Below are 11,872 nucleotides of genomic sequence, written 5' to 3' on the forward strand. Positions count from 1 at the left end.
GATCAACGGCGATCCCCTGAATAAACGCACAACGGTCCAACGACGGACCACCTGGACAACGGCGTCCGCTCTGGCTGATTTTTTCATCGGCGGGGGCGGGCGCCGTTTTTGTTTGCATCTTTGTTATTTTCGGGATACTTCGGGAAACCATCATGGCCAGCCAAAAAGCAACGCGCATCGCGCTCTTCTCCCTCGCCACGCCGCCCATGCGGGCATTCCACCTCACGTGGATGGCATTTTTCGTGTGTTTCTTCGCCTGGTTCGCCTGCGCCCCGCTGATGCCTGTCATCAAGGGCGAGTTCGGCCTTTCTTTGGCGCAAGTGACAAACATCAATATCGCGGCCGTCGCCATCACCATCCTCGTGCGCCTGATCGTCGGGCCCTTGTGCGACCGCTACGGCCCCCGCAAGACGTACACGGGCTTGCTGCTGCTCGGCGCCATTCCCGTGCTGGGCGTGGCCGCGTCGCAAAGCTATGAAAGCTTTCTGTTCTTCCGCCTGGGCATCGGCGCCGTCGGCGCCAGCTTTGTCATCACGCAATATCACACCTCCGTGATGTTCGCCCCGCGTGTTGTCGGCACGGCAAACGCGGCCGCCGCCGGCTGGGGCAATGCGGGCGGCGGCGCGGCGCAGGCGCTGATGCCGCTGCTGCTCGGCGCCGTGCTGATGCTGGGCGTGTCCGAATCGCTGGGCTGGCGCGTGGCCCTGCTGGTGCCGGGCGTGCTGATGCTGGTGATGGCCGTGCTGTACTGGCGTTATACGCAGGATTGCCCTGAAGGTAATTATTCGGACTTGCGCGCCGCCGGCACCGCCATCGAAGGCGGTAAAGGTGGTGGTAAAAGCGGTGGCTGGGACAGCTTCAAGGCCGCCAGCAGCAATTATCGCGTCTGGCTGCTGTTCGTCACCTACGGCGCCTGCTTCGGCATAGAAATCTTCATCCACAACATCGCCGCCGTCTACTACGTCGACCATTTTGGCCTGTCCTTGAAATCGGCGGGCCTGGCCGCCGGCAGCTTCGGCCTGCTGGCCCTGTTTGCCCGCGCCTTGGGCGGCTGGCTGTCCGACAAGCTGGCCCTGCGCGGCAACCTGAACAGCCGCGTGACCCTGCTGTTCATGCTGATGATAGGCGAAGGCGTGGGCTTGCTGTGGTTTGCCAAGGTCGACAGCGTCACCTGGGCCGTCATCGCCATGCTGGTCTTCGGCCTGTTCACCCACATGGCGTGCGGTGCCACCTACGCGCTGGTGCCCTTCATCGACAGCAAGGCTCTCGGCGGCGTGGCCGGCATCATCGGCGCAGGCGGCAACGTGGGCGCCGTGGCGGCCGGTTTCCTGATGAAAGGCACGGGCGACATCCGCCAGACCCTGATCATTCTCAGCGCGCTGGTGGTGATTTCGGCCCTGTGCGCCATCGCCGCCCGTTTCACGGGCCTGGCGGCCGAACCGAACATGGCCGCGGCCTGAGGAGAGCGCAATGAACCACCCCCTGAAGATCGTCGTCCTTGGCCATGGCATGGTCGGGCATAAATTCCTCGAACGGCTGGCCCTGGACAACGCGCCGCACCTGTCCGTGACGGTCTTGTGCGAAGAGCCGCGCCCCGCCTACGACCGGGTGCACCTGTCCGAATTTTTCAGCGGCAAATCGGCCGAGGACCTGTCGCTGGTGGCGCCCGGCTTTTTCGACAAGGGCAACGTCGTGTTAAAGCTCAATGCGCGCGCCGTGTCCATCGACCGCGCGGCGAAAACCGTCACTGCCAGCACGGGTGAAGTGCTGGCCTACGACAAACTCGTGTTTGCCACCGGCTCGACGCCGTTCGTGCCGCCGCTGCCGGGCAAGGAGCGCGATGGCTGCTTCGTCTACCGCACCATCGAAGACCTGGAAGCCATGCTGGCCTGGGGTGCCAAGTCCACCACGGGCGTGGTGATCGGCGGCGGGCTGCTGGGCCTCGAATGCGCGAAAGCCTTGCGCGACCTGAAGCTCGACACCCACGTGGTGGAATTCGCGCCGCGCCTGATGGCCGTGCAGGTGGACGAGGGCGGCGCGCGCGTCTTGCGCCGCAAGATCGAGGAGCTGGGCGTGACCGTGCACACGCAAAAGAATACGCTGGCCATCGTCGACGGCGAATCAGCCACGCACCGCATGCAGTTCGCCGACGGCAGCCACCTGGAAGCGGACATGATCGTCTTTTCGGCCGGCATCCGCCCGCGTGACGAACTGGCGCGCGCCTGCGGCCTGCACGTGGGACCGCGCGGCGGCATCGCCATCGACGACCGCTGCGTCACCTCCGACCCGGACATCTATGCCATCGGCGAATGCGCGCTGTGGGGCGGCCTGGTGTTCGGCCTGGTGGCGCCCGGCTACGAAATGGCCCGCATCGCTGCCCGCCACCTGCTGCAGGAGGAAGAAGGAGAAGCGGGCGAAGCCTCGTTCAAGGGCGCCGACATGAGCACCAAGCTCAAACTGATGGGCGTGGACGTGGCCAGCCTGGGCGACCCGCACGGCAATGCGCCGGGCAGCCGCTCCTACCAGTTCATGGACGAGCGCAAGCAGATCTACAAGAAGATCGTCGTTTCCGACTGCGGCAAATACCTGCTGGGCGGCGTGATGGTGGGCGACGCGAGCGAGTACGGCACGCTCTTGCAGATGATGCTCAACAAGATCGAGCTGCCGGCATCGCCGGAATTCCTCATCCTGCCGCAGGCGGACGGCCAGCAAAAGACGGGACTCGGTGTGGACGCCTTGCCCGAGTCGGCGCAAATCTGCTCGTGCAACGACGTGTCGAAAGGCGCGCTGTGCGCGGCCGTCGCCGATGGCGCCACCAGCATCGGCGCATTAAAATCCTGCACGAAAGCCGGCACGGCCTGCGGCGGCTGCGTGCCGCTGGTGACGCAGATCATGAAGGCGGAAATGCAGAAGCAGGGTCTGGCCGTGAACAACCACGTGTGCGAACACTTTGCGTACTCGCGCCAGGAATTGCACCATCTGGTGCGCGTGGGAAAAATCCGCAGCTTCGGCGCGCTGCTGTCCGCGCATGGAAAGGGTCTTGGTTGCGACGTGTGCAAGCCTGTGGCGGCGAATATCCTGGCGTCTTGCTGGAACGATTTCGTGCTGTCGCCCGTGCACGCCAGCCTGCAGGACAGTAACGATTATTTTCTCGGTAATATCCAGAAGGATGGCACGTATTCCGTCGTGCCGCGCATGCCGGGCGGCGAAGTGACGGCCGACGGCTTGATCGCCGTGGGCATGGTGGCGAAAAAATACGGTCTCTATACGAAGATCACGGGCGGACAGCGGGTCGACCTGTTCGGCGCGCGCGTGGACCAGTTGCCGGCCATCTGGGAAGAGCTGATCGCGGCCGGCTTCGAGTCGGGCCACGCCTACGGCAAGTCGCTGCGCACGGTGAAATCGTGCGTCGGCTCCACCTGGTGCCGCTACGGCGTGGCCGACAGCGTGGGCTTCGCGATTCAACTGGAGAACCGCTACAAGGGCTTGCGCACGCCGCACAAGATCAAGTTCGGCGTCTCCGGCTGCACGCGCGAATGCGCCGAGGCGCAGGGCAAGGACATCGGCCTGATCGCCACGGAAAAAGGCTGGAATTTGTACGTGTGCGGCAACGGCGGCATGAAGCCGCGCCATGCGGAACTGCTGGCATCCGATCTCGATGAAGCGACCCTGGTGCGCTATGTCGACCGCTTTTTGATGTTCTATGTGCGCACGGCCGACCGCCTGCAGCGCACCAGCGTGTGGCGCGACAACCTGGAAGGCGGCTTCGACTACCTGAAAGCCGTCGTCGTGGCCGACCGTCTGGGCATCGCCCACGAGCTGGAAGCGGACATGCAGCACGTGGTCGACACCTATGCCTGCGAGTGGAAGGAAGCCGTCTCCAACCCTGCCGTGCGCCAGCGTTTCCGCCATTTCGTCAACAGCGGGAAGAACGATGAAAACGTCGTGTTCGTCGAAGAGCGGGGTCAGATCCGGCCCGCCACGCCCCTTGAACGCAGCAGCACCGTGATCCCCATCCTTGCCGTGGAGGCGTGAGCCATGAATGCGATGAATGAATTGAACAGCGCCACCGCCGACAACTGGGTGGCCATCTGCCCCTTGACGGACATCGTGCCCGACACGGGCGTGTGCGCGCTGCTGGGCGGCCGGCACGTGGCCGTGTTCCGCGTCGGCGATGCCGCGCCGCGCGTGTACGCCATCGACAATGTCGACCCGAACGCCGCTGCTTCCGTGCTCTCGCGCGGGCTGGTGGGCAGCATCGGCGAGCGCGTCGTGGTGGCGTCGCCCATCTACAAGCAGCACTTCGACCTGGCCAGCGGCGAGTGCATCGAAGCGCCTGAACACTCGGTGGCCGCCTGGCCGGCGCGCGTGTTCGGCGGCATGGTGTGGGTGGCCATATGAACACCGCCGCACGGCCGTCTTTAGTCGTGGTCGGCAACGGCATGGCCGGCATGCGCACGGTCGAGGAATTGCTGAAACTCGCGCCGGACCTGTACGACATCACCGTCTTCGGCGCCGAACCGCACGGCAATTACAACCGCATCCTGCTGTCTCCCGTGCTGGCCGGCGAAAAGACGGTGGACGACATCATGCTGCACACGCGCGACTGGTATGCGCACAACGGCATCACCCTGCACGCGGGCGACCCCGTGGTACACATCGACCGCCAGGCGCGCACGGTGCAGGCGCTGTCGGGCATCGAGGTGCGCTATGACCGCCTGCTGCTGGCCACCGGTTCCACCCCGTTCATCGTGCCCGTGCCGGGCCACGAACTGCCCGGCGTGATCGGTTTTCGCGATATCGACGATGTCGACACCATGCTGCGGGCGGCGCGCCAGCACCGCCACGCGGTCGTCATCGGCGGCGGCTTGCTGGGACTGGAAGCGGCCAACGGCCTGCAGCGCCAGGGCATGGATGTGACGGTGGTGCACATGAGCGGCGCCCTGATGAACCAGCAGCTGGATCCTCCCGCATCGATGCTGCTGAAATCGGCGCTGGAAGCGCGCGGTCTGCGATTTTTGATGCAGGCGCAAACCTCCGCCATCATGGGCAGCACCCGCGTGGAAGGCGTGCAGTTTGCGGACGGCAGCAGCATTCCCGCCGACCTGGTGGTGATGACGGCCGGCGTGCGCCCCAACATCGCGCTGGCGCAAGCGGCCGGCCTGCACTGCGAACGGGCCATCGTCGTCGACGACTGCCTGCAAAGCTACGACCCGCGCGTGTACGCCGTGGGCGAATGCGTGCAGCACCGGCGCGCCACCTTCGGTCTGGTCGCGCCCATCTGGGAACAGGCGCGCGTGTGCGGCGCGCATCTGGCCGGCGCCGGGCACCGCCGCTACGTGCAGCAAGCCAGCGCCACCAAATTGAAAGTGACGGGCATCGACCTGTATTCGGCCGGCGATATCATCGGCGGCGAGGGCAGCGAAGACCTGGTGCTGCGCGATCCGAGGCGTGGCGTCTACAAGCGGCTCGTGGTGCAGGGCAGCCGCCTGGCCGGCGCCGTGCTGTATGGCGACGTGCAGGACGGTCCGTGGTATTTCGACCTGATCCAGCAGCGCCGCGACATCAGCAAGCTGCGCGCCCATTTATTGTTTGGCCAGGCGCTGTGCGCCCAGGCCGCCTGACAGCGACCAACAGGATACGCCCATGACCAGCTGCATGCCCGTGAAAACCACTTGCCCGTACTGCGGCGTCGGCTGCGGCGTGGAAGCGACACGCCTGCCCGACGGCGCCATCCGCATCGCCGGCGATACAACGCACCCGGCCAACCTGGGCCGCCTGTGCGTGAAAGGTTCGGCCCTGGGCGACACCCTGGACCTCAACCAGCGCCTGCTCTACCCGCAGGTGCGCGCCGACGGCGTGCTGCGGCGCGCTTCCTGGGATGGCGCGCTGGACCAGGTGGCCGGCGGCCTGCGCGCCATCATCGACGAGCACGGTCCCGACGCCGTGGCCCTGTATGTCTCGGGCCAGCTGCTGACGGAAGACTATTACATCGCCAACAAATTCATGAAGGGCTATGTGGGCAGCGCGAATATCGACACCAATTCGCGCCTGTGCATGTCCTCGGCCGTCGCCGGCCACAAGCGCGCGTTCGGCGAAGACATCGTGCCCGGCTGCTATGAAGACCTGGAGCTGGCCGACATGGTCGTGCTGGTGGGCTCGAACACGGCCTGGTGCCATCCGATTTTATTCCAGCGCATCGCCCGCATCCGCGAAACCCGGCCGGAGATGAAACTGGTGGTGATCGATCCGCGCCGCACGGCCACCTGCGAACTGGTCGACCTGCATTTGCCCGTGAAACCGGGCACCGACGTGTGGCTGTTCAACGGCTTGCTGTGCTATCTGGCGAAGGAGGGCGTGATCGCCGGCGAGTTCGTCACGCAGCACAGCCGTGGCCTCGACGCAGCGCTGGCGGCCGCCCACGCGGACTGCGGCGACCCGCTGCAGGTGGCGCGCATCTGCAAGGTCGACCCGCAAGCCCTGCTGGCGTTTTACCAGGCGTTTGCCGCCACGCGCAAGGTCGTCACGGCCTTTTCGCAGGGCGTGAACCAGTCGTCCTCCGGTACGGACAAGGTCAACAGCATCATCAACTGCCACCTGGCGACGGGGCGCATCGGCCAGCCCGGCATGGGACCGTTTTCGCTCACGGGCCAGCCGAACGCGATGGGCGGGCGCGAAGTGGGCGGGCTGGCCAACATGCTGGCGGCGCACCTTGAACTGGACAATCCGCTGCACCGCGACACCGTGCAAACCTTCTGGGACTCTCCGCGCATCGCCGCCAAACCGGGCTTGAAGGCGGTGGACCTGTTCCACGCGATCGAGGCGGGCAAGGTCAAAGCCGTGTGGATCATCGCCACCAATCCCTTGGTCAGCATGCCGGACGCCGACCAGGTGCGCCGCGCGCTGGCCACGTGCGAGCTGGTGGTGGTGTCGGACATCAGCGCGCAGTCGGACACGAATGCCCATGCCGACGTGCTGCTGCCGGCCCTGGGCTGGGGCGAGAAGGACGGCACGGTGACGAACTCCGAGCGCCGCATCTCGCGCCAGCGCGCGTTCTTGCCGGCGCCGGGCGAGGCGCGCGCCGACTGGGACGTGCTGTGCGACGTGGCGCGCCGCATGGGTTATGACGGCTTCGATTTCGCGGCGCCGCAAGCCATTTTTGCAGAACACGCACGGCTGTCGACCTTCCGCAACGGGGCGGAAACGGCGCGGCTTTTCAATCTGGCGGGCCTGGACAGCCTGGATGCCGCACAGTACGACGCCCTGGCGCCGCAGCAGTGGCCGCAGGGCCGGGCGCGCCTGTTCGGCGACGGCCGCTTCGCCCATGCGGATGGGCGCGCCCGCTTCGTGCCGACGGCGCCGCGCGCGCCGCACAACATGCCCGGCGAGGACTATCCGCTGATCCTGAACACGGGCCGGGTGCGCGACCAGTGGCATACGATGACGCGCACGGGCAAGGCGGCCAAACTGTCGGGCCACGTCGCCGAAGCGTTCATCGACATTCACCCGCAGGATGCGCTGCTGTACGGCGTGCGCGAGGGCGAGCTGGCGCGCATTTCCAGCGCCTGGGGCGCGATGGTGGCGCGCGTCGTGCATGGCGGCGGCATCGCGCGCGGCCAGGTATTCGTGCCCATCCACTGGAGCGACGCGAATGCGTCCGACGCGCGCGTGGGCACCGTCGTCAATCCGGTCGTCGACCCCGTCTCGGGCGAGCCGGAATTCAAGCACACGCCGGTGCGCATCGAACAATTCCGCGTGCACTGGCATGCGTTTGTCCTGAGCCGCACGCCCTTGGCCCTGGACGGCGTGGCGCACTGGACGCGCATCCAGGGCGAGCAGTTCCTGCGCTACGAACTGGCGGGCCGCCAGCGCATCGATGATCTCGGCGCCTGGGCGCGCGCGCTGCTCGGCGTCACGGACGACAACGCCGACTGGCTCGATTACGCGGATGCCAGCGCCGGCGTGTACCGCGCCGTGCACCTGGACGAGGGACGCATCGCGCAATGCGTGTATGTCTCCCCCCGTCCCGACCTGCCGTCGCGCAGCTGGCTGGCCGGCCTGTTTGCGCATGCGCAAATGGATGCGCTTGATCGCGCCGGCGTGCTGCTGGGCCAGCCCATCGGCAAGGGCGTGGATGCCGGTCCCATCGTGTGCTCGTGCTTTGGCGTGGGGCGCAACACCATTTGCGCGGCCATCGCCGGGCAAAAACTGGAGACGACGGCGCAGGTGACGGCCTGCGTCAAGGCGGGCGGCAATTGCGGCTCCTGCGTGCCGGAGATACGACAGTTGCTGCTTGAAGCGCGCAGCGCGGCCTGATCATCTGTCCTTTCCCGCGCGGCTTTGCTATATTGCCAGCTCTACAAGGGGAGAGGCAATGTGATGACGGCAGGACAATACGACACGGTCTGGCTGACGGGCTTGAGCGGCGCCGGCAAGTCCAGCATCGCCGACGCGCTGGCGCGCCAGCTCAAGGCGCAGGGATGCGCCGTGGCAGTACTCGATGGCGACCAGCTGCGCCATGGCTTGAACCGCGACCTGGGTTTTACGCCCCAAGACCGGCATGAAAACATCCGCCGCACGGCCGAAGTGGCGCGCCTGATGAACGGGGCGGGCTTGACCGTCATCGCCGCCTTCATTTCTCCCTACCGCGCCGACCGGGCCATGGCCGCCGACATCATCGGCGCCGCGCATTTCATTGAAGTCCACGTCAGCACGCCGCTGGCCGTGTGCGAGGCGCGCGACCCGAAGGGCCTGTATGAAAAGGCGCGGGCAGGGCAGCTGGCGCAATTTACGGGCGTTTCCGCACCCTATGAAGCGCCGCTGGCCGCCGCGCTGACCCTGGACACGGGCACCCTGGCGCTGGACGAGTCGGTCGAGCGCATTTGCCGCTACCTGCGGCAGCGGCCGTGACGACCTGGCGCAAACGATTGCGCCGGCGCCTGCCGGCCAGCCTGAAGGCGCGCATGAGCGTGGTCGTCTTCCTGCTCGTGCTCGCTGCCGTGGCTTCGCTGGCGCTGGCAACCCTGTCCGTGGCCGAGCGCGGCATGCGCGACGTGACGGGGCGCCAGCAGTACGTATCGCTGTCCAGCGCCGCCGTCTTCATCGATGAGGAACTCGACGCGAAGCGCAACGTGCTGCGCGCCATTGCCGACAGCCTGCCTGCCGGCGGCGCGCACGACGGCGCCAGCCTGCAGCGTTTCCTGGCTGCGCAAACGGTGCTGCGCAAGGAATTTTATTCGGCCGGCGTGGTCGGTATCGACGGGGCCGTGCTGGCCAGCGTGAGTCCCTTCAAGCCGCAGGCGGGGCTGAATGTGAAGGGCCGCCCTTACTTTGAACAGACGCTGGCGACCCGGCGCTCGGTGATTTCCGCGCCCCTCAACGGCAGCATTTCCGGCATGCCCATCGTCGTGGTCACGCAACCCGTGTTCGACGCGCAGGGCGCCGTGCGTTATGTGCTGGCGGCCAGCGTCAACCTGCGCCAGCCCGATTTCCTGGGGCGCCTGGGCGCGCTCAAGCCGGGCACGGGCGGCTACCTGTACATCATGACCGGCGAAGGCATCATCGTCGAGCATCCCGACAAGTCGCGCATCATGCAGCATATCGAGGCGCATGGTCCCATCAGCATGTCCGCGCGGCGCGCCTTGCAGGGTTTCGAGGGCTGGCTGACGGGCACCACCACGCAAGGCGTCGATGCCCTGTTTGCCTACCACCGCATCGCGTCGACGGGCTGGATACTGGCGTCCGTGTATCCCATGCGCGACGCGTTCGCGCCGCTGCACGCCATCCGCAGCAAGATATTGCTGGCCGCCGTGCTGCTGGCGGCGCTGGCGGGGCTGGCCGGCTGGCGCGTGGTGCTGCGCCTGCTGCTGCCTTTGGCGCGGCTGCGCCACCATGTGCATGAAATCCGCCGCCAGCGCCTGGGCATCGAGGCGCTGCAAATCGAGCGGCGCGACGAGATCGGCGACTTGAGCCGCGATTTCTACTCGCTGATGGCCGAGCGCGAAATCGCCGTGGCGCAGACGCGCGACAGCGAGCGGCGTTTGAAACTGCTGACGGACCACGTACCCGTGGTGATCGTCTACATCGACCGCGAGCACCGCTACCAGTTCATCAACGCGACGTTTGAAAAATGGTTCGGCAGATCGCAGCAGGAAAGCATGATGCAATCGATCCGCGAGGTGCTGGGCGAGGAAGCCTACCAGTTGCGCGAACAATACCTGCGGCGCGCCTTCTCGGGCGAGGAGGTTGAATATGAGTTCACCATCGGCGGCGACGGAGACGCTGGCCAGCGCGCCTTCCAGACCAGTTACGTGCCCGATGTGGGCGAGAGCGGCGCGGTGGAGGGCGTGTACGGCCTGATCCACGAAATCACCAAGACCAGGGCCGTGCATACGGCGCTGCAGTTCGCCGCCGCCACGGATATCCTGACGGGCATCGCCAACCGGCGCCGTTTCGACGAACAGCTGGAGTTGAGCATGCAGCGCACGCGGGCCGCGCGCGCGCCGATGGCGCTGGCCTATCTTGATATCGACCGTTTCAAGGCCATCAACGACAGCCTGGGACACAAGGCGGGCGACGAGGTGCTCAAGGAGTTCGCCGCGCGCCTGGTGCGCAGCGTGCGCGCCAGCGACCTGGTGGCGCGCCTGGCCGGCGATGAATTCGTGATCATTCTCGAAGGGGTGAACGGCGCGGCCGAAGTGCGCCAGGTCGGCGCCAAGATCGTCGAGGCCATCCGCCAGCCGTTTGCGCTGGCCGGCGGTCCGCTGCCGGTGACGACCAGCGTCGGCATGGCCATCTTCCGCGAGGGCGCGCTGACGCCGGCGCAGCTGCTGGATCTGGCCGACCAGGCCCTGTACGCCGCCAAGGGGCAGGGCCGCGACGGCGTGGCGCTGCGCGAGGCGGCGCCGTAGCCACTACAGGATGGCGCTCCAGTGATCGAGCTGCTGCGTGGTGGCCGTCACGCCGCCGCACACGATGACGAGCACATTGCGGTAGGGAGCCAGTTCCGGCGCCTTGCCGTAGACGGCCGCCAGCGCCGCTCCGCAGGCCGGTTCCACCACCAGGCGCTGGTCGGCGACAAAGCGCTGGCAGGCGTCGACGGCGGCGCGGTCCGACACCACCACGCTGTGCAGCAGACGGGTCTGGCTGATGGCGTATGCCTGGGCGCACACCTGGCGCGCGGCCAGCGACGTGGCGATGCTGCTCACGGCCGGCAGGGCCACGTGTTCGCGCGCGGACACGGCCGCCGCCAGCGAAGCGGCGCCTTGCGTTTCGACGGCCACGATGGCCACGTCATCCCAGCCGTTGCGCTGCAAGCCTTCGGCCACGCCGGCCAGCAGGCCGCCGCCGCCCACCGACAGCACCACCGCGTCCGGTTTCAGGCCCGCGCGCGCTACTTCATCGATCATGCCGGCATGGCCCTGCCACAGCAGCGGGTCGTCGAACGGGTGCAAAAAAGCGTCTTGCGGCGTGAGCATCGATTGGGCCAGCGCGTTCGCTTCCTGCCAGGCGGCGCCGTGCACGATGACTTCGGCGCCTTCCTGGGCGATCAGGGCCTTGGCCCGTTCGCTCGTCGTTTGCGGCACGACGACGATGACGGGAATACCGAGCTGGCGTCCCGCATAGGCGACGGCGATGCCGGCATTGCCGCCGGAAGAGGAAATGAAGCGGCTGGCGCCGCGCCGCGCGTATTCTTCGCAGGCGAGGCCGATGCCGCGGATCTTGAAGGAGCCGGGTGGCTGCAAGGCTTCGAGCTTGAGCCAGATGGCGCGTTCGCTGAGCAGGCTCAGGGCGCGCGAGTTGAGCAAGGGAGTTTCGATGTGCAGGGCCATGCGTGTTCCTGGTAAACAGTCAGGCCAGCATCATAGCCGAA

8 protein-coding genes are annotated in these 11,872 nt (G+C 66.8%); 7 read left to right on the plus strand and 1 reads right to left on the minus strand.

What is annotated here, in order from left to right; translation table 11 throughout:
- Window positions 1-152: 152 nt before the first annotated feature.
- Genes AC1Q6X_RS25220 through AC1Q6X_RS25250 form a run of 7 tightly spaced genes read left to right on the plus strand, consistent with a single transcriptional unit; the run spans window position 153 to window position 10,910 of the window.
- A complete protein-coding gene (locus AC1Q6X_RS25220; protein ID WP_492498756.1) occupies window positions 153-1,460 on the plus strand; it encodes an MFS transporter in 1,308 nt (435 codons plus the stop codon).
- A 10-nt stretch (window positions 1,461-1,470) separates the two neighbouring features.
- On the plus strand, window positions 1,471-4,035 hold the full coding sequence (gene nirB, locus AC1Q6X_RS25225; protein WP_492498757.1) for a nitrite reductase large subunit NirB: 2,565 nt from the start codon (window positions 1,471-1,473) through the stop codon (window positions 4,033-4,035).
- A gap of 3 nt (window positions 4,036-4,038) precedes the next feature.
- The gene (gene nirD, locus AC1Q6X_RS25230) at window positions 4,039-4,401 is read left to right on the plus strand and encodes a nitrite reductase small subunit NirD (protein ID WP_492498758.1); all 363 of its coding nucleotides are present in this window, start codon (window positions 4,039-4,041) and stop codon (window positions 4,399-4,401) included.
- The gene (locus AC1Q6X_RS25235) at window positions 4,398-5,624 is read left to right on the plus strand and encodes an NAD(P)/FAD-dependent oxidoreductase (RefSeq protein ID WP_492498759.1); all 1,227 of its coding nucleotides are present in this window, start codon (window positions 4,398-4,400) and stop codon (window positions 5,622-5,624) included. Before nirD ends, AC1Q6X_RS25235 begins: the two co-directional genes overlap by 4 nt.
- A 22-nt stretch (window positions 5,625-5,646) precedes the next feature.
- Window positions 5,647-8,316: a molybdopterin-dependent oxidoreductase gene (locus AC1Q6X_RS25240; protein ID WP_492498760.1), complete on the plus strand. Its 2,670-nt coding sequence runs from the start codon at window positions 5,647-5,649 to the stop codon at window positions 8,314-8,316.
- Window positions 8,317-8,340: 24 nt separating this feature from the next.
- Entirely contained in the window at window positions 8,341-8,910 is a 570-nt protein-coding gene (gene cysC / locus AC1Q6X_RS25245; protein ID WP_492405405.1) for an adenylyl-sulfate kinase, read from the plus strand.
- Window positions 8,907-10,910 carry a diguanylate cyclase domain-containing protein gene (locus AC1Q6X_RS25250; RefSeq protein ID WP_492498761.1) on the plus strand — a complete coding sequence of 668 codons (2,004 nt, stop codon included), beginning with the start codon at window positions 8,907-8,909 and terminating at the stop codon, window positions 10,908-10,910. Before cysC ends, AC1Q6X_RS25250 begins: the two co-directional genes overlap by 4 nt.
- A gap of 3 nt (window positions 10,911-10,913) precedes the next feature.
- Here the strand turns inward: AC1Q6X_RS25250 and AC1Q6X_RS25255 are convergent, their stop codons facing one another.
- Window positions 10,914-11,831, minus strand: a complete 918-nt coding sequence (locus tag AC1Q6X_RS25255) for a pyridoxal-phosphate dependent enzyme (RefSeq protein WP_492498762.1) — start codon at window positions 11,829-11,831, stop codon at window positions 10,914-10,916.
- Window positions 11,832-11,872 lie beyond the last annotated feature (41 nt).

The organism is Janthinobacterium sp. GW823-FHT06H09, from assembly GCF_058794735.1.

What these genes read in the sequence shown, in the direction of transcription:
- nirB (WP_492498757.1), top strand. Translation starts at nt 1,471, where the DNA reads ATGAACCACCCCCTGAAGATCGTCGTCCTTGGCCATGGCATGGTCGGG.
- AC1Q6X_RS25255 (WP_492498762.1), bottom strand. Translation starts at nt 11,831, where the DNA reads ATGGCCCTGCACATCGAAACTCCCTTGCTCAACTCGCGCGCCCTGAGC.
- AC1Q6X_RS25220 (WP_492498756.1), top strand. Translation starts at nt 153, where the DNA reads ATGGCCAGCCAAAAAGCAACGCGCATCGCGCTCTTCTCCCTCGCCACG.
- AC1Q6X_RS25235 (WP_492498759.1), top strand. Translation starts at nt 4,398, where the DNA reads ATGAACACCGCCGCACGGCCGTCTTTAGTCGTGGTCGGCAACGGCATG.
- AC1Q6X_RS25240 (WP_492498760.1), top strand. Translation starts at nt 5,647, where the DNA reads ATGACCAGCTGCATGCCCGTGAAAACCACTTGCCCGTACTGCGGCGTC.
- nirD (WP_492498758.1), top strand. Translation starts at nt 4,039, where the DNA reads ATGAATGCGATGAATGAATTGAACAGCGCCACCGCCGACAACTGGGTG.